General features: G+C 65.1%; 18 protein-coding genes. 10 read left to right on the top strand and 8 right to left on the bottom strand.

Features of this window, described 5'->3' with window-relative positions; translation table 11 throughout:
- Window positions 1-4: 4 nt before the first annotated feature.
- Entirely contained in the window at window positions 5-733 is a 729-nt protein-coding gene (locus tag FJ951_RS08960) for a GntR family transcriptional regulator (protein WP_140497664.1), read from the bottom strand.
- Here FJ951_RS08960 and FJ951_RS28400 point away from each other — a divergent pair.
- From FJ951_RS28400 to FJ951_RS08935, 6 genes are read left to right on the top strand one after another with little or no spacing between them, the layout of a single operon-like run.
- A complete protein-coding gene (locus FJ951_RS28400; protein WP_181172215.1) occupies window positions 732-878 on the top strand; it encodes a hypothetical protein in 147 nt (48 codons plus the stop codon). The two genes, FJ951_RS08960 and FJ951_RS28400, sit on opposite strands and share 2 nt — an antisense overlap.
- Window positions 878-1,678, top strand: coding sequence for an ABC transporter ATP-binding protein (locus FJ951_RS08955; RefSeq protein ID WP_140514551.1), 801 nt, complete (start codon window positions 878-880; stop codon window positions 1,676-1,678). The genes FJ951_RS28400 and FJ951_RS08955 overlap by 1 nt, the downstream gene beginning before the upstream one ends.
- A complete protein-coding gene (locus FJ951_RS08950; protein ID WP_140497660.1) occupies window positions 1,675-2,442 on the top strand; it encodes an ABC transporter ATP-binding protein in 768 nt (255 codons plus the stop codon). Before FJ951_RS08955 ends, FJ951_RS08950 begins: the two co-directional genes overlap by 4 nt.
- A complete protein-coding gene (locus FJ951_RS08945; protein WP_140514550.1) occupies window positions 2,439-3,347 on the top strand; it encodes a branched-chain amino acid ABC transporter permease in 909 nt (302 codons plus the stop codon). The genes FJ951_RS08950 and FJ951_RS08945 overlap by 4 nt, the downstream gene beginning before the upstream one ends.
- Window positions 3,344-4,321 carry a branched-chain amino acid ABC transporter permease gene (locus FJ951_RS08940; protein ID WP_181167207.1) on the top strand — a complete coding sequence of 326 codons (978 nt, stop codon included), beginning with the start codon at window positions 3,344-3,346 and terminating at the stop codon, window positions 4,319-4,321. The genes FJ951_RS08945 and FJ951_RS08940 overlap by 4 nt, the downstream gene beginning before the upstream one ends.
- Window positions 4,318-5,616 (top strand): FAD-dependent oxidoreductase, encoded by a 1,299-nt coding sequence (locus FJ951_RS08935; RefSeq protein WP_140514546.1) that lies wholly within the window; start codon window positions 4,318-4,320, stop codon window positions 5,614-5,616. The genes FJ951_RS08940 and FJ951_RS08935 overlap by 4 nt, the downstream gene beginning before the upstream one ends.
- A gap of 31 nt (window positions 5,617-5,647) precedes the next feature.
- Here FJ951_RS08935 and FJ951_RS08930 read toward each other — a convergent pair whose 3' ends face one another.
- The 4 genes from FJ951_RS08930 to FJ951_RS08915 are packed head-to-tail and all read right to left on the bottom strand — an operon-like array spanning window position 5,648 to window position 10,000.
- Window positions 5,648-6,304 carry a GntR family transcriptional regulator gene (locus FJ951_RS08930; RefSeq protein WP_140514544.1) on the bottom strand — a complete coding sequence of 219 codons (657 nt, stop codon included), beginning with the start codon at window positions 6,302-6,304 and terminating at the stop codon, window positions 5,648-5,650.
- A 28-nt stretch (window positions 6,305-6,332) separates the two neighbouring features.
- The gene (locus tag FJ951_RS08925; RefSeq protein WP_140514542.1) at window positions 6,333-7,637 is read right to left on the bottom strand and encodes an aspartate aminotransferase family protein; all 1,305 of its coding nucleotides are present in this window, start codon (window positions 7,635-7,637) and stop codon (window positions 6,333-6,335) included.
- 6 nt (window positions 7,638-7,643) lie between these two features.
- Window positions 7,644-8,702: a phosphotransferase gene (locus tag FJ951_RS08920; RefSeq protein ID WP_140514541.1), complete on the bottom strand. Its 1,059-nt coding sequence runs from the start codon at window positions 8,700-8,702 to the stop codon at window positions 7,644-7,646.
- On the bottom strand, window positions 8,699-10,000 hold the full coding sequence (locus FJ951_RS08915; protein WP_181172214.1) for an ArgE/DapE family deacylase: 1,302 nt from the start codon (window positions 9,998-10,000) through the stop codon (window positions 8,699-8,701). The genes FJ951_RS08920 and FJ951_RS08915 overlap by 4 nt, the downstream gene beginning before the upstream one ends.
- Window positions 10,001-10,166: 166 nt before the next feature.
- Between FJ951_RS08915 and FJ951_RS08910 the strand changes: the two genes are divergently transcribed.
- Window positions 10,167-10,814 (top strand): GNAT family N-acetyltransferase, encoded by a 648-nt coding sequence (locus tag FJ951_RS08910; RefSeq protein WP_181171737.1) that lies wholly within the window; start codon window positions 10,167-10,169, stop codon window positions 10,812-10,814.
- A gap of 58 nt (window positions 10,815-10,872) precedes the next feature.
- Here the strand turns inward: FJ951_RS08910 and FJ951_RS08905 are convergent, their stop codons facing one another.
- Both FJ951_RS08905 and FJ951_RS08900 read right to left on the bottom strand, forming a co-directional pair.
- Window positions 10,873-12,519, bottom strand: a complete 1,647-nt coding sequence (locus tag FJ951_RS08905) for an acetolactate synthase large subunit (protein WP_140514539.1) — start codon at window positions 12,517-12,519, stop codon at window positions 10,873-10,875.
- A gap of 142 nt (window positions 12,520-12,661) precedes the next feature.
- The gene (locus tag FJ951_RS08900; protein WP_140514537.1) at window positions 12,662-13,564 is read right to left on the bottom strand and encodes a LysR family transcriptional regulator; all 903 of its coding nucleotides are present in this window, start codon (window positions 13,562-13,564) and stop codon (window positions 12,662-12,664) included.
- 103 nt (window positions 13,565-13,667) lie between these two features.
- On the opposite strand from FJ951_RS08900, the gene FJ951_RS08895 reads away from it, so the two are divergent.
- The 3 genes from FJ951_RS08895 (at window position 13,668) to FJ951_RS08885 (ending at window position 16,266) form a co-directional block, all read left to right on the top strand.
- A complete protein-coding gene (locus FJ951_RS08895; protein WP_140514536.1) occupies window positions 13,668-14,657 on the top strand; it encodes a zinc-dependent alcohol dehydrogenase family protein in 990 nt (329 codons plus the stop codon).
- A 254-nt stretch (window positions 14,658-14,911) separates the two neighbouring features.
- Window positions 14,912-15,208, top strand: coding sequence for a zf-TFIIB domain-containing protein (locus FJ951_RS08890; protein ID WP_140497640.1), 297 nt, complete (start codon window positions 14,912-14,914; stop codon window positions 15,206-15,208).
- Between the two features lie 68 nt (window positions 15,209-15,276).
- Window positions 15,277-16,266: a Tim44 domain-containing protein gene (locus FJ951_RS08885; protein ID WP_140497638.1), complete on the top strand. Its 990-nt coding sequence runs from the start codon at window positions 15,277-15,279 to the stop codon at window positions 16,264-16,266.
- Window positions 16,267-16,565: 299 nt separating this feature from the next.
- On the opposite strand, the gene FJ951_RS08880 is transcribed toward FJ951_RS08885, so the two are convergent.
- Complete coding sequence (locus FJ951_RS08880) at window positions 16,566-17,663, bottom strand: lactonase family protein (protein WP_140514534.1); 1,098 nt, start codon at window positions 17,661-17,663, stop codon at window positions 16,566-16,568.
- Window positions 17,664-17,709 lie beyond the last annotated feature (46 nt).

The raw sequence follows: 17,709 nt of genomic DNA, 5'->3' as shown, positions 1-17,709 counted from the left end.
GCATTCACTCCGCTTTTGCCGTCAACTTCAGCTTGTCGCGCAGGAAAGCGAAAGGGCGGCTGATGTCGGCCACCAGCGCCTCGCGTGCGGCCTGGGCATCCTGCGCCGCAAGCGCGGCGACGATGCTGCGATGATAATGGGCGGTGTCGACCTCGCCGGCCTCGGAAAAGGCATAGATTGCAACTCGGATGCATGGTCCCGACTGCAGCCAGAGGCTCTCGATCATCGGGATCAGCACGGCGGAACCGCAGGCGCGATAGATTTCGAAATGAAAGCTCTGATTGAGCGTCACCTCGCGGTCGACATCCTTCTTGTGCTTCAGCGCCCGCATCTCGTCCCATTCACCGAGAATAGTTTCGATGGTGGCGATCTGACGCGGATCCATGCGCGCGGCGGCAAGCGCGATTGCCTCGCCTTCGATCAGGGCACGGGCGCGCAGGAGGTCGTCGATGCGTTCCAGCGTGATCGGCGGCACCCGCACCGAGCGGTTTGGAAGCGCTTCCAGCGCCTTTTCCGTGATCAGCCGCCCAAGCGCCTCGCGCACCGGCATGGTAGACGTGACCAGCGCATCGGCAAGGCCGCGTATGGTCAGAACCTGGCTCGGCTCGAAGAGACCGCCAATCAGCGCCCTGCGCAATTCGGAATAGACGCGGTCCTGCACCGTCTCGCGGCCGACCGGCGCGAGTTGCGCGGCGATGACCTCGTTGGTGCGCTCGACAGCAGCCCTTTGCATGGCGTTCCCGATCTTGGCCTTTTCGGCGGCCTGGCCTGTTTTCGGCTTGCGGAGAAAATTAAAGCTGATTACCGTGATCAAAGCAAGTGTGATCACAAATCAAAAATCAGAAAGCGGCAAAGATCGCTTCGGCCAGAGGGCTTGATGAACGACACGGCGAAACGGCATGGGACGGAGACCCAGGCGCCGGTTTTGGCAGCAAAGAACGTCGTGCGGCGTTTCGGCGGCCTTGTCGCCGTCAACGATGTCTCGTTCGAGGTCCGCCCGGGCGAGATCCTCGGCCTGATCGGCCCCAACGGCGCCGGCAAGACGACGATGTTCGACCTGCTCGCCGGCAGCATCCTGCCTACAAGCGGCGAGATACGTCTCAACGGGGCGCTCGTCTCCGGTGAAGCAGCGCACCTGCGCATTGGCCGCGGTCTTGGGCGCACCTTTCAGATTCCCCGGCCCTTGCCCAATCTCACGCTGATCGAAAACGTCATGCTCGCCGCGCAACGTCAGGCAGGGGAGCGGCTGCTCGCCAATTTCCTGATCCCGTGGCGGGTCGCCGCCGAAGAGAAGGCAGCCGCCGAGAAGGCTGCCGAACTGCTTGAACTCGTCTCGCTCACCCGGCTGGCGCACGAACCGGCGCGGGTGCTTTCCGGCGGCCAGCGCAAACTGCTCGAACTTGCCCGTGTGATGATGGCCGACCCGGCCATCATCCTGCTCGACGAGCCCGCGGCCGGCGTCAACGCCACGCTGCTCGAAGTCATCATCGACCGCATCCGCGACATCAACAAAAGCGGCATCACCTTTCTTCTGATCGAGCACAACATCGACATGGTGACCCGGCTTTGCCATCGCGTTCTGGTGATGGCGGGCGGCGAGCTTCTGTGCGAGGGCACGGCCGACGAGGTGGCGCGCGATCCGCGCGTCATCGAGGCCTATCTCGGGGGCGCGGCATGAGCGGGACCGTGCTTGACGTCCGCAACCTCGAAGCCGGTTACGAGCCCGGCGTGCCGATCGTGCGCGGTGCTTCGATCACCGTGAGGAAGGGCGAAATCGTCGTCGTTCTCGGCCCCAACGGTGCCGGCAAGTCGAGCCTGATCAAGGCAATTGCCGGTCTCGTCCCGGTCACCGGCGGCACCGTTCTCCTCGACGGCAAGGATATCACCACCGCACCGGCCCACACCATGGTGCGGCTTGGGCTCGCCTTCGTGCCTCAGACCGAGAACGTGTTTCCACTGATGTCGGTCGACGACAATCTCAGGGTTGCCTGCGGCATTATCGAGCGCCGCGAGGTTCCCGCCCGCATCGACGAGATGTACGCGACCTTCCCGGACCTGGCGCGCCAGCGCCGTATCGCCGCCGGCAATCTGTCGGGCGGGCAGCGCCAGATGCTGGCCGTGGCGCGGGCGCTGATCGTCCATCCCAAGGTGCTGGTGCTGGACGAGCCGTCGGCCGGCCTGTCGCCGAAATTCGTCTCGATGGTGTTCGAGATGCTGGCCGGCATCCGCAAGTCCGGAGTCACCATCCTGCTGGTCGAACAGAACGCCAAGGCGGCGCTCGCCATCGGCGACCGCGCCTATGTGCTGGTCGAAGGCAAGGACCGGCACGAGGGCATCGCCTCTGAACTGTGGAGCGATCCGGTGGTCGCCGAGCTCTATCTTGGCCAGCGCCCGGACAGCGCCGGCAAGGCCGCGCCTTCAGGCAAGGGAAGTGCGGCATGAACCTGCAATTCATCGTCGACGGATTGCTGACGGGCTCGATGATCGGCCTCGGCGCCATCGGCGTGACGCTGACCTATTCGATCCTGCGCTTCTCGAACTTCGCCCATGGCGACTTCATGGCCTGGGGCACCTATGCGACGCTGGCCGTCGTAGGCGCCATCGGCGCGACGATCGGCAAGGTGGTGCCGATCGCCCCGCTTTCCTTCGGGTGGCCTCTCATCGTCGCGCTGGTCGTCGGCATGGCATTCACCGCCCTGCTGGCGCTGCTGCTCGACAAAGTGCTGTTCGCGCGGCTGCGCTCCCAGGGCCAGGCCATCATCGTGGTGATGGCAAGCTTCGGCGCCTCGATGGCGCTGCGAAGCCTGCTCGAGTTCACCTTCACCTCACGCCCGACCTATTTCAGCCGCGCCATCCAGATCGCCATGCCGGTCGGCTTCGGCATCCGCATCACGCCGGACCAGATCGCGCTGTTGCTGCTAACGGCGATTCTGGTGTTGGGCGTACACCTGTTGATGACGCGCACGCAGACCGGCCGGTCCATGCAGGCCCTGAGCCAGAATGCAGCACTTGCCCGCGTCGTCGGCATCGATGTCGCCAAGGTGGTGCGCGTCACCTGGATCCTCGGCGCAGCGCTTGCCTGCGTCGCCGGCGTGATGATCGGCATCCTGGTGCAGATCCGCCCATTCATGGGCTTCGACATGCTGCTGCCGATGTTCGCGGCCGCCATTCTGGGCGGTATCGGCAGCATCCCGGGCGCCGTGCTCGGCGGGTTGATCATCGGGCTCACCGAGGCCGCCGCGGTGCAACTGATCGGCGCCGAATGGCGCGCCGCGGTCTCCTTCATCATCTTGATGGCGGTGCTGTTCGTGCGGCCGATCGGCCTTTTTGGTGTGAAGGAACGCTGATGGACCTGCTCGGCTATGGCGCTTTCTTCCTGACCACGGCGCTGATCTTTTCGTTGGTCACGCTGGGGCTCAATCTGCAATGGGGGCTGACTGGGCTCTTCAATGTCGGGCTCGCCGGCTTCGTCGCCATCGGCGCCTATACATCGGCGCTGCTGACGACGCCGGACGATGCCGCGCGTCTGGGCGGTTTTGGGCTACCGATCCTGGCCGGCTGGGTCGGCGCCATGGTCGTCGGCGGCATCGCCGCGGCCCTGACGGGCATCGCCACGTTGCGGCTCAGATCCGACTACCTTGCCATCACCACCTTCGGCGTCGCCGTGGTCGTGCAACTGGTCGCGCTTAATGCGCAGAAACTGACCGGCGGTCCGTTCGGCATCGGCTTCATCCCGCGCCCTTTCGGCAGCCTCGCCGAGACGCCGCTGCTGTTCAACCTGTCGAACCTTGCCGTCGTCTCGGCGGTCACGCTGGTCGCCTATCTGGCGCTGGAGCACCTGTCTCGCAGCCCGTGGGGCCGGGTGCTGAAGGCGCTGCGGGAGGACGAGCGGGCGGCGATCTCGCTCGGCAAGAGCGCGCGCTTCTACCGTGTCCAGGCCTTCGCGGTCGGCGGCGCCATCATGGCCCTAGCGGGCGCCTTGCAGGCGCATTTCACCGGCTTCATTGCGCCGGACAATTACCTGCCGATCCTGACCTTCCAGGTCTGGGTGATGCTGATCGTCGGCGGCTCGGGCAGCAATGCCGGTGCCGTCATCGGCAGCATCCTGGTCTGGGGGATATGGGCCGGGTCGGGCACGCTCACCAGCGCGCTGTTCCCGCCGGAGCAACAGGCCCGCGCCGCATCCCTGCAGATCGTGGCAATCGGCGTCATGCTGTGCATTATCCTCCTGGTCCGCCCCAACGGACTGTTCGGGGAACGGCCGCGGCGGGCACGGCTCGGCAAGCGGGCGAAGGTGGCCGCCGGCGAGAGCGGCTCGTGACCGCAATGGCCCGGCAGGAAGCGCTTTCGCTTTGGCACGCGGTCAGCCGTGAGACCCGCCTCCGCCCGGCGCTGGAAGGCGAGCTCGATGTCGACCTTGCCATCGTCGGCGGCGGCTTCACCGGCCTTTCGACGGCCTTGCATGCCGCGGCCAGAGGTCTTTCGGTCGCCGTTCTCGAGGCCGAAACCATCGCCTGGGGCGCTACCGGCAGGAATGCCGGCTTCATCGTGCCGAACTTCGCCAAAATGGATCCGGATGCGATAAAGGCCCATCTTGGACCCGAGCGCGGCGAGAGGCTGATCGAATTCGCGGCCGGCAGCGCCGATCTGGTCTTCGGCCTGATCAGGCGGCACGGCATCGAGTGCGACGCGGTGCAGAGCGGTTGGATCCAGCCGGCACATTCCCCTGTCGCGCTCGAAAAGGTCAAATCACGCGCGGGGCAATGGGCGGAGCGCGGCCGACCGGCCGTCGTGTTGGACCGGCAAGAAATCGAGGCGCTGACCGGCGCCCGCGGTTATGTCGGCGGTTGGATGGATCGTTCAGGAGGCGTGCTCAATCCGGTCGCCTATGCGCGCGGCCTGGCCGACGTGGCGGAAAAAGCCGGCGCGCGCCTGTTCGAGCACACGCGCGTCGCCGCGATCGACCGTATCGCGGACGGCTGGTCGCTGAAGACGCAAATGGGTTCGGTGCGCACAGGAAAGGTGCTGATCGCCACCAACGCCTATGGCGGACAGCTCAATCCGGGGCTTCGGAAAACCTATTTCCCGCTGAAAATCTTCCAGATCGCGACGGCGCCGCTGCCGCGCGAGGTGCGCAGCCGCCTGTTGCCCGGCGGGCAAGGCGTCGGCGACACGAGACGCAATCTCTTCACCTACCGCTTCGATGCCGAAAACAGGCTGATCAGCGGCGGCATGCATGTCTTCGGCCCCGGTGCGGACCGACGCCTGCCGCAGACGATCCAGCGGCGGCTGGCCCGGCATCTCGAGCTCCCGGACCTGCCGCCGCTCGCCTATGGCTGGTCGGGGATGGCAGCAGTCGAACCCGATTTCCTGCCCCACCTCATCGATCTCGGACCGGGGCTGATCGCAGGTCGCGCCTGCAACGGTCGCGGCATCGCCATGACCACGGCCATGGGCAAGGTGCTTGCGGACTGGGCTAGCGGAACCGACGCCCGCGATCTGCCACTGCCCTTTGCGCCGCCGTCGCCGATGCCGTTCCACAGCCTGCTGCGCTTCGCGCCAAACGCGCTGCTGCCGTGGAGCATGCTTCGCGACCGGCTGGACAAGACCGCATAGGCCGATCGCGGGGCGCGACGGCATCGCGTCGTCATTCGGCCGCGCGAAGGTTCCCCGCCAGCACCGCCGCCGCCATGGCGATGTCCTGTTCTATGAAGGTCCTGACGTCGGCGCCGTTGCGCTGCGCCAATGCCGCGACGATCTTGCGATGCGCCTCGTTCGACTGGGGTTTGTAGCGATCGGCCTGCATCAGGAGCTTGAGATAGGGCCCAACCCGCCCCCAGAGATCACGGATCATGTTGAGGAGGATCGGGGCCCCGGCATGCCGGTAGATGGCGAAGTGGAAGGCCTCGTTGAGCGCGAGATAGGCCCCGGCGTCGCCCGCCTCAATCGCGCGCTGCATGCCCGCCAGCGTGGCCTGTATGTCGACCAGCCCGTCTTCGGTGATGCGCGACGCGGCCATCTCACCCGCCAACCCCTCCACAGCGACGCGGATGCGCGTCAGTTCCTCGAAGGCGGGGGCAGACAGCAAGGGCACGATGATCGAGCGGTTGTTCTGCAACTCCAGAAGCCGCTCGGCGATGAGCCGTTGCAGCGCCTCGCGGATTGGTGTCGTCGAAATGCCGAACGTCTCGGCAAGCTTGCGGATGACCAATGTCTGGCCCGGGCTGAAGCCGCCCGAAATCAGCTCCTGCTTGAGCGCGCCATAGGCGCGGTCGTTCAGGGTCTGATGTTCGAGCTTCAGCATGTCGATTGCCGCACCCTTTCCTATCCCCTCACCAGCGAGACAGGGTGCGATCGAGCGTTTCGGCAAGTTGCTCGGCATTGTCCCTGGCGAACGGCAGCGGCGGCCTGATCTTCAGCACGTTGCCGCGCGGACCGCACGACGAGATCAGCACGCCGTCCTCGCGCATGGCTTCGACGACCGCCGACGTCCTGGTGGAGGCCAGCGCCTCGTCCCCCTCCGCAGTCAACTCGACGCCGAAATAAAGACCGTTATGCCTGACATCGGCGACCATGGCGTGGCGACCCTGCAAGGCGCGCAGCAGCTCGCCCGTATAGGCCCCAACCGTGCGCGCATTCTCGACCAGCCCCTCGCCTTCGATCACGTCGAGCACCGCGATGCCGACGGCGGCGGCGACAGGATTGCCGCCGAATGTGTTGAAGTAGCCGGTGTTGGAACCGAAGGAGGCAACAAGCTGCGGCCGCACGATGACCGCGGCCATCGGATGCCCGTCGCCGATCGGCTTGCCCATGGTGACGATGTCAGGTTCGAGGCCGTAATTGGCGAAACCCCACATGCCCTGGCCGAGCCTGCCGAAGCCGGACTGGACTTCGTCGGCAATGACGATGCCGCCCGCCTTCCTGACGTGATCGGCCGCCTCGCGCATCACCGATGCATCGGGGAAGAAAATTCCGTCGCTGGAAAATGCCGAGTCGAGCAGCAGCGCCGCCGGGCGCACGTTCTGTGCGCGCATGTCCTCGATGGCGGCGGCGACATTCCTGGCGAAATCGCGCGCGGCCCGGCCCTGGTTGCGAAACGCATCCGGCGCTGCCACGGTCCTGTGCTGCGCGGGCACGCCTTTTGCCCCGACCGCTGCCGGCGACAGCTGCGCCGTGGCGATGGTGGCGCCATGATAGGCGAAATCGGTGATGATCACGCCGGTATTGCCGCTGGAATGCTGGGCGATGCGGATGGCGAGATCGTTGGCCTCGCTGCCGGTGCAGGTGAACATGGCATGGCCGAGATGAGGCGGAAGCGTGCCGAGAAGTCTTTCCGCGTAGTCGAGGATGATTTCGCTGAGATAACGCGTGTGGGTGTTGAGCGTGGCCGCCTGCCCCGACAGCGCCTCGACGACACGTGGATGGCAATGCCCGACCGAAGCGACGTTGTTGTAGGCATCGAGATACTTGCGACCCTGGGCATCGTAGAGCCAGACGCCGCTGCCACGCACGAGATGGATCGGGTTGCGGTAGAAGGCGCGATAGGTCGGGCCGAGCAGCCTGGCACGGCGCTCGAGCAGCGCGGATGCTGATGCACCGGCATCGGCGGAGGCATTTGCGGGCGAGGATTGGGACACGAGCGTCTACTCCGGATTGGAATGATCGAGGAAATAACGGCGGGCATCGCTGTGTGACAGTCCGTCCAGCCGCTCGAGCGAGGCCCAGACCTCGGTGATGAGGCGCAGCACATAATCGCGCTTGGCCGGGAAGCGCTCCGCCTGCCAGGTGGCAATGTTGGCGATGAGAGCAAGGCGGGCACGGATCAGGTCGAACAGGATGCCGATCTCCTCGGCCTCGAGCGGCTGCACCGACTGATAACCGGCGACGAAGCGCGCGGCGGGCGCCAGCGGGTGACCGTCGGCTGGCCAGCGGTAGACGGCGCCGATGGCGAGATCGCAGATCAGCGGCGAATGGATCATGTCGCCGAAATCGAGGATGCCGCTGACGATCTCCGGCCGCGATGCGTCCATCACCACATTGTACGAGTTCATGTCGTTGTGGACGATCTGGGCGCGCAGGCTGGGGATGACGGGTGCGGCGTGCTCCTCGAAGGCATCGATGACGCGCTCGACCATGGCCCGGCGCCCGGCATCGGCGATATGTGCCAGCATGGGCCGCGTCTTGGCGACCTTGCGGATATCCCACAAAAGATCGCTGCCGGCGGCCGGGTGGAAAAAGCCGCGCAGTGCCCGGCCAAGCCGAGCGAGGAAGATGCCGAGATTGCGATCTTGCACAGGCGATACAGGCGAGCGCGAAAGCAACTGGCCGGGCAAATAGGTGACCAGGCGGATGATGCGCGGCTGCGAATCGCCGATGCTGACGGCGAACTGCGCATCGCCATCGAGGCTTTTGCGCACCGAAGGAATCGGTAAAGCGGGGTCGACCGCAAGGATGTGGTCCAGCGCCCTGTTCTGGAAATCGGTGAAGCCGGCCTCTTCCGCCGGATGCGAGATTTTCAGGACAAACTCGCCATTGCTGTCGGTGCGGATGTGAAAATTGTGGTCGCGCTCCCCGGGCAAGGGCTGAGCGGTGCCGGCAAGGCCGTAGTGCTGGCGCAGGATGGCAAGCGCTTCGGCGATCGAGACATCGGGCGCGTCCTCGGCCAGCGTTTCGCCGAATGCATCCGTCAGGGCGCCGGTCATGGTCTTGCCTCGGGGTCGACAGGCTCCAGCCCACACCAGTCAGCGATGAACAGCGCGATCGTCTGGGTGACCTTGCGTACGGATTCGAGTTCCACCGCCTCGTCATAGCCATGCGGCATGCGGCAGATCGGACCGTAGACGATGGCTGGCGTATCGGCGTAGAGGCCGAAGAAGCGCGCATCGGTGGTTGCCGAGGTGACGTGTTCCTGCAGCGGCTCGCCCCAGACGGCGGTATGGCTGCGGCGCAGCACGGCTTCCATCTCGTCGGCGCCCTCCAGCACATAGCCCTCGGCCATGAAGCCATTGTAGGTGATCCTGGGCGGGCGGTTGGCCATGAACGGATCGGCGCGGGCCGCGTCGGCGATGCAGGCCTCGAGCTCGGCTCTGGCATCCTCCAGCTTCTGGCCGGGATAGGTGGCGACACGCATCTCGAACACGCAGCGCGCGGGGACGCTCGATGTCCATTCGCCGCCTTCGATCTTGCCCAGATTGAAACGGATCGGATGCGGGTGATCGCAGAAATGCCTGTCGTCGACCTTGCGCGCGTTCCAGGCGATTTCGAGCTGCTTCAACGCCTGGATGATGAGGAAAGCCTTTTCGATGGCGTTGGCGCCGGCCGAGAAAGCGCCCGACGCATGCTGGGGATCGCCGTCGACCTCGACCCTAAACCAGATCGGACCGACCTGCGCCCGCATCAGCTTCGGCTCCAGCGGTTCGGGGATGAAGGCTGCGTCGGCGCGGTAACCGCGCTGCAGGCAAGCGAGCGCGCCATTGCCGGTGCACTCTTCCTCGACCACCGATTGCAGGAAGACCTTCGCGGCCGGCTGATAGCCGAGGCGGCGCAGTGCGGCCAGCGCGTAGAGGCAGGCCGAGAGCCCAGCCTTCATGTCGCCGGCGCCGCGACCATGCATCCAGCCGTCCTCGATGACCGGATCATAGGGATCGCGCAGCCAGCGATCGAGCGGGCCCGTCGGCACGACGTCGATGTGGCCGTTGAGGATCAGCGAGCGGCCGGTCGCGTTTCGCGGCATGTGGGTGGCGACGACGTTGAAGGCGTCGTCATAGGAGACGGCCACGGGCGAAAAGCCCGGCAGGTCGCGGATCGCATCGACATCGACACGCCACATGTCCACCGTATAGCCATCTGCTTCATACGCGGCTGCCATGAAGGATTGCGCCGCGTGTTCTTCGCCGCGTTGCGAGGGGAAGCGCACGAGGTTCGCGAGGAATTCCACCTGCCGCGCGAAGCCGTCGTCGACCGCGTTCAAAATGGCCTCGTCGGCAATTCGCTCAGGCATGATATTCCGCTTTCCGTTCGATGGTGTATCATATCTCATATGCCATCTCTGTGAAACGCAAGGGACAGGCGGGCCAAAAATCTTGACCCACCTCGGGAGCCTCTTGGCAGGCGAGCGCAGAGTTGGCATCAGCTTCTTGCGCGCCGGTGGGGAAGGTCGAGGACAGATGTTGGTCACCGAAGGCAGATTGCCTGATGAAATCACCAATCTAACGGTTGGCTATCGGCGGGTGCCGGCCGGCAAGATCGTCAATGCGGTGACATGGATGGAAGCGCGCGCGCCGGTGCCGGGTCTCGCGCGGCCGTTGACCATGACAAGGATCGCGAAACCCGACAGTGCTTCCTACCGTGCAATCTTCCTGGAGATCGGCGCTCCCTGGCTCTGGGATCACGCCGCCGAAATGTCGGATGCCGAGATCGCCGCGCATTTCGCCGATCCGCGCCAGCATCTCTATTACGGCCATGATGAAAGCGGCGCCCATGTCGGCATGGTCGAGTTCTCGGCGGCCGAGGACAACGAGATCGAGATCACCTATTTCGGCCTGTTCCCCTCCCTGACCGGCCGCGGCTTCGGCAAGCGGCTGATGGCCGGCGCGCTCGACCAGGCATGGCGTCTTCGGCCCAGCCGCATTTGGCTGCATACCAGCAGCTTCGACCATCACAGTGTCATCGGTTTCTACAGGGCCTGCGGATTTGAGCCCTTTGCGACCGGCTTTGAAATCGCCGACGACCCCAGGACCAAGGGAACGTTGCCGCGTGATGCGGCGCCGCAGATTCCCTTGATCGAGACGGACTGGTCCCCCGACGCCAGATGAAAACGCCTTCACAACCAGCCAGGCATCTCGGCATCGACGGCCTTGGCGCCAGCCGCCGTCAGGTCGCCTGCACCGCTGGCAGCCGCTCACGCAATTCGTCGACAAGCACCCTGATGTTTTCGGAATAGTCGATGGGCACGACGACGAGATGCACGCCGCCGCCGGCAAAAGCCTGCTCCAGCGCCGGCCGGAATTCGGCGACCGCGCCGACCCTGGTTCCCTTGGCACCATAGGCCTCGGCGTATTTGACGAAATCGGGATTGCCGAAGGTCATGCCGAAATCCGGAAACTCGTCGACCGCCTGCTTCCAGCGGATCATGCCATAGGCGTGGTCCTCGAGCAGCAGGACGACAAGATTGAGCTTGAGCCGGACGGCGGTCTCCAGTTCCTGGCTGTTCATCATGAAGCCGCCATCGCCGCAGATGGCCATGACGCGGCGCTGCGGATGGAGCAGTGCCGCCATCATCGCCGACGGCAGCCCCGCGCCCATGGTGGCCAGCGCATTGTCGAGCAGCAGCGTGTTGGCCATGCGCGTGCGGTAGTTGCGCGCGAACCAGATCTTGTACATGCCGTTGTCGAGGGCAAGGATCCCGTCGGCGGGCATCACGGCGCGCACGTCATGCACGATGCGTTGCGGCGTGAAGCGGTCTTCCGTGGCGCGCGCGGCGATGCGGCTCAGAATGCCTTCGCGCAACGGCAACAGGGCCTGCGCGTTGGGGATCTTGCCCTCGATGCGATCCGCCAGCAGCGCCAGCGAAGGGCCGAGGTCGCCGACGATCTCGGTCTGTGGGAAATAGACCTGCTCGACATCGGCGGTTTGATAGCCGACATGAATGACCTTCGGCCCGTTGACGCCCATGATGAAGGGCGGCTTCTCGACCGTGTCGTGACCGATGGTGATGATCAGGTCGGCCTGTTCGATGGCCTCGTGCACGTAGTCGCGTTCCGAAAGGGCCGCCGTTCCCATGTAGAGTTCGGTGCCGCCGGGCACGGTGCCCTTGCCCATCTGCGTGGTGAAATAGGGAATTTGGGTGCGCAGCACGAACTGGGCGACATCGGGCGTGACGCGCGGCCGCGACGCCGCGGCGCCGAACATCAGCAGCGGACGTTTGGCCTCGATGATCATGCGGGCGGCGCGGTCGAGCGCGCCCGCACCGGCCAGCGGCAGTTCGACCGGATGCGTCGGCACCAGCGGGACATCCTCACACTCAGCCGCCGCAATGTCTTCCGGCAGTTCCAGATGCACGGGACCCGGCCGCTCTTCCTGCGCGACGCGGAAGGCTTCGCGCACCAGCGAGGGGATCATCTTGGGCGAGACGATCTGGCGCGACAGCTTGGTCAGCGGTTTCATCGCCGCGACGATGTCGACGATCTGGAACCGCGCCTGCCTGGACGACAGGATTCCCTTCTGGCCGGTGATCATGATCATCGGCATGGCGCCGAGCAGCGCATAGGCCGAGCCGGTCGTCAGATTGAGCGCGCCGGGGCCGAGCGTGGTGATGCACACACCTGGCTTGCCGGTGAGCCGGCCATAGGTCGCGGCCATGAAGGCGGCCGCCTGCTCGTGACGGGTCAGGATGAGCTGGATCGAGGAGCGGCGGATGGATTCGACGATGTCGAGATTCTCCTCGCCCGGAATGCCGAATATCCGGTCGACCCCTTCGTTCTCGAGGGCCGCCACGAACAGATCCGAACCTTTGGTCATCAACCGTCTCTCCCGCAATGCGCGTGCATGCCGCCAGCTTTGCCCCATATCACATTGGAAAGCGATGCCTCAAAGAGCCGGAGGCGCCTCTCCACGGAATGTCCGCGCGATCCAAAACGAGAGTGGCCGCGAGCGCTGGCGATCAAGCCATCCGTTTCGGCAAGGCGGCCGCCAGCGCATCGACGGCCAGCCGAACTTTCAGCGGCAAGTGAGGCGTCTGCAGCCAAAGGGCGTGGCAGTCATAAAGATATCGCGGCTGGTCCGGCAAGAGCTCGACCAGCGCGCCTGCCTGAATGCGCTCGCGAACCAGCCACCATGGCAACCAGGCGAGCCCCATGCCCTCGGCCGAAGCATCGGCGATGGCATCGAGATCGTCGAGCCGCAGCCGGCTGCCGGGCATGATCTCCTGTGCTGGTTGTCCTTCGCGCGGGAACAGCCAAGGCTGAACGGCTTGGCCGAGCCGGCGATATACGATGGCATGATGATTGGCGAGATCTTCGATCCGCCGTGGCTCGCCCTGAATTTTCAGATAGGACGGCGCCGCACAGACAATCATGTCCTGGCTCGCGACGCGGCGCGCGATCACGCCTGCCCTGTCCTCCAGATCACCGGTTCGGATGGCAAGATCGTAGCCGTCCTCGGCAAGATCGGCGAAGCGGTCGCTGAGCGACAGATCGAGTTCCAGCATCGGATATTGCCGCGCCAGTTTCAGCAGCACGGGTGTTACGCAGTGGCGGCCGAAATGCGCCGGCATGGTGACGCGCAGCTTGCCCCGCGGCTCCGAGATTTGGCCGGCGGCAAGTTGATCGGCAGCTTCGGCCTCGGCCAGCACCAGCCGACAGCGGTCGTAGTAGGCGCGTCCGAACTCGGTGAGGTTCTGCCGGCGCGTGGTGCGGTTGAGCAGGCGCATGCCGAGACGCTCCTCCAGAAACCGGACGTGTTTGCCGACCATCGGTCCGGACAGATCGAGTGCGGCCGCGGCCGCCGCGAACGAGCCGAGGTCGACCGCCCTGACGAACACGGCCATGCTCTCAAGCCGATCCATATTCGAAACTCCTGGTTTCTACTGTTCTGCTCCGAAGGCCATTTATCCGACTTCATCTTACCGGCATAGCTCCTTTCGGTTCAGACAATTAGGAGTAGACCGAATGGCGCGCGTCGTTCGCTTTCATCGGCATGGTGGCCCCGAGGTCCTGCGGATCGAAAATGTGGATCTTCCCCTACCCGGCCCGGGCGAGGTTCAGATCCGCGTCAAGGCGCTCGGCCTCAATCGCGCCGAGGCGCTGCTGCGCGCGGGCACCTATATCGAGACGCCCACCCTGCCCTCCGGGCTTGGCCTGGAGGCCGCAGGCCTCATCGAAGCGGTCGGCGAAGCCGTGACGGGTCTGGCTCCGGGTGATGCCGTCAGCGTCATCCCGCCGCAATCGATGATCCGCTGGCCGGCTTACGGAGAGCTTGTTACCTATCCTGCCGGGCTCGTCGTCAAAAATCCGATATCACTCGACTGGCGGACCGCGGCCGCGATGTGGATGCCGTACCTCACCGCCTATGGCGCGCTGATAGACATCGCCAGGCTGCGCAACGAGGACTTCGTCGTCATCACGGCAGCCTCGAGCAGCGTCGGGCTTGCCGCGATCCAGATCGCCAACAGCGTCGGCGCGACGGCGATCGCGGTGACACGGACCTCGACGAAGAAGCAGGCCCTGCTCGACGCCGGCGCGGCTGAAGTCGTGGTCCTGGCCGAGGAGGATCTGGAGGCGCGGCTACGCCGGATCGCCGGGCCGCGAGGCGTGCGCATCGTGTTGGAGGCGATCGGCGGCCCGATTTTCGAGCCGCTCGCGGCTGCGATGTCCCGTGGTGGCATTCTCATCGAATATGGCGGGTTGAGCTCCGAGCCGACGCCGTTTCCCTTGCCCGCCGTGCTTGGCAAGACATTGACGCTGCGCGGCTACCTCGTCCACGAGATCACCGGCGACCCAGCGAAGCTGGAAGCCGCCAAGGCGTTCATCCTCGAAGGGCTGGAGGCCGGCACGCTGAAGCCGATCATCGACAGGACCTTTCCATTCGAGCACATCGTCGAGGCGCATCGCTATCTCGAATCGAACGAGCAGTTCGGCAAGATCGTGGTGACGGTCTGAGCAGGGACGCCGGGGTCGTTGGCGCAGGCGCGGTACCCAACGCTCGAAGCGCAATGACGTCAGCGATGGGGAACAAATTCGATCCTCGCGGACAATGTCGCTCTTGAAGGCGCGGTTCTCCATTCCTAACTCTCGCATGCGGGCCGGGCCCCTCTGACTGTCGCACCTCGCGACCGTGATGTCGGACCGCTTTAACGGGCCCGTTTCCATCCTTTCGGTCAAGCGGGCTCATCTCTTTTGGTTTGGAGCCCCATATGACATCGTCTTCCCTTCTTGGATTGGTTTGCCCCTCCTGCCGCGTCGCGCTCGTGATGAGCGAACGCCAGGGTATCGAGATCGATTATTGCCCGCAGTGCCGTGGCGTGTGGCTTGACCGAGGCGAACTCGACAAGATCATCGAGCGATCGGCCAAGGAGGCCTCGCCCGCGCCACAGCCGGCAGCGTTCTCCCAGCCCCAGCATGGCCGGGACCGCGATGACGACTATGCGCGCTCGCAGGGCCACCGCTATCCGAAACGGAAGAAATCGTTCTTCGAAGAGCTGTTCGATTGACCGCACGCCGGTAGCCGGCCCGACGTCTGTCGAGAATTTCCGAAACCCATCGATAAAGGTCCGTCCAGATGATTTCCCGCACAAGCCGATTTGCCGCCCTGTTTGCCGGACTGTTCCTGGCATTCTCCATGGTCGCGGTAGACCATGCCGAGGCCCGTCGCGGCGGCAGTTTCGGCAGCCGCGGCATGCGCACGTTCCAATCAGCGCCGCCGACCAGGACCGCTCCGGCGCCGACCGCTCCGGTCGAGCGTTCGATGACGCCCAATACCGGCGTGAACACCGCGGCCCGGCAGCCGCAGGCCGGCCCGCAGAGGCCCGGCTTCATGAGCGGCTTCGGTGGAACGATGATGCGCGGCCTGCTGATCGGCGGCCTGATCGGGCTGCTCCTGGGCCAGGGCTTCGGCGGGCTGGCGGGCATGTTCGGTTTCCTGCTGCAGGCCGTGCTGATCGGTGGCGCCATCATGCTGGCAATCAGGTTCTTCCGGTCGCAATCCGCGCGTGGCCCCGCCCCTGCGCTCGCCGGCGCCGGCAATGCCTCGCGATTTGAAAACCGCGCAGCCGGACAGAGCGATGCCAACAATGCGCGTTCTTTCGCCATTCCCGGCTTTGGCGGCGGTTCAGGCGGAGGCTCCGCGGCGGCCACCGGTTCCGATGAAATCCGGCTCGCCCAGACCGACCTCGACGCATTCCAGCAGCTGTTGAGCGATGTCCAGGAAGCGTTCGGGCGTGAGGATCATGCCGCGTTGCGCAAGACGACGACTCCCGAAATGGTGTCCTATCTCTCTGAAGAGCTGGCCGACAACGCGAAGAAGGGCCTCAGGAACGAGGTATCCGACGTCACCCTCCTGCAGGCCGACATCGCGGAAAGCTGGCGCGAGGATGACCGCGACTATGCCACGGCGGCCCTGCGTTATGAATCGCGCGACGTGATGCGCGAACGGGCCAGCGGCAAGGTCGTCGAGGGCGACGAGGATCATCCCACGGAGACGACGGAGCTGTGGACCTTCACGCGTCAGAATGGCTCGAGTTGGAAGCTCTCGGCAATCCAACAGGCCTGAGCTCCAGCGTGCGAACTCGCGTTGACAAAGGCGACCTGACGACGGCCGGTCCGGCTGTGTCAGCAGCCTTCCATGGCCGGCAGCTCTCAAGATAGGAATTTTTTCTTGACCGGGTGAAGGCAACTATGGTAGATATTTATCTATGGTGCTGAGTTGCGCCAGGAACCCGCCGCGCAGGCGGGTTTTTTTCGTTCAATGCTCCGTCAACAGCTCCGGCGAAGGCACCCGTCAACCCGGATCGCCCGGCCTGAGCTCCGGCCCGTTTCCGTCCGAAGCTCGATGCCGATGTCGCGCACGGTTCACCGCACGATCTTGACGCACATCGGCGTGCCGATCTCGATGGCACGGCCGGTGTCGGTCAGCCCGCCGCTCTCGGCGTCGCGCGCGAAGATCGAGATGCGGTCGGCATTCTGGTTGGCCGAGAACAGGTGGCCGCCGGACGGCGTCAGCGCCAGGTTGCGCGGCGTGGCGCCCCCGCAAGGGACATAGCCGACGAGGCTCAGCGCGCCACTTTGCTGGTCGACGGCCATGATGACCACGCTGTCATGGCCTCGGTTGGAGCCGTAGAGGAAGCGGCCGTCGGGCGAGATCTGGATATCGGCGCAGTGATTGGCCTGGCGCGCCTCGGCCGGCACGGCCGGCCTGGCGTCGATGGTCGAGAGCTTGCCGCTTGCCTTGTCCAGCGCCATCGACACGATGGTCGAATCCAGCTCGTTCATGACGAAGACAAAACGGCCGTTCGGATGCAAGGCGAGATGGCGTGGACCGGCGCCCGGCGGCAAAGCGGATTCGGCCAGTTTGGTCAGATTGCCATCGTGCTCGATCCGGTAGGACACCAGCCGGTCGATGCCGAGATCGGCGACAATGGCCGTTCCGCCGGCGATGGTTTCGGTGACGCTATGGGCATGCGAGCGCTCCTGCCGGGCTGGATTCGGGCCAGTGCCCTTGTGCGAAACGCTAGCCAGAGGAGCCGACAAGGCGCCATCGCCGTCGAAGCCATAGACCGCGACTGCGCGATCCGGACCGCCCTCGCCCATGCCGTAATTGGCGACCAGCAGCTTCGTGCCATCGTGGGTGATGGTGTTATGCGCGGTGATGCTGCCGAGTGACGGCTGCTTGTTCAGGTAAGTGAGCGTGCCCGAGGCGCGGTCGAAGCCGTAGGCCGAAACCGTTCCTTCGCGCCAGGCGAAGACTTCCGAATTGGCGTAGAGGCGCGAACCATCCGGCGTCACCGAAAGGAAGGTCGGATTGTCGATGTCACTGGTCTCGGCCAGCTTTCGTGTTTCCAGCGTCTCCTCGTCGAAGCTGTAGACGCCGAGGCCGACGCCGCGTGCGCCCTGAAAATAGGGCGCCTCCCGGTTCAGGCTGCCGACAAAGACCAGACAGGCATCGCGCATGTTTTCCTCCCTGTTCCGCCGGGCTCGAGCGCAGCGGGAACAGCCA

Source organism: Mesorhizobium sp. B2-2-3 (assembly GCF_006442405.1).
GTDB lineage: Bacteria > Pseudomonadota > Alphaproteobacteria > Rhizobiales > Rhizobiaceae > Mesorhizobium.
Note: the sequence above shows the minus strand (reverse complement) of the source record. Positions and strands in the feature narration are given on the sequence as shown.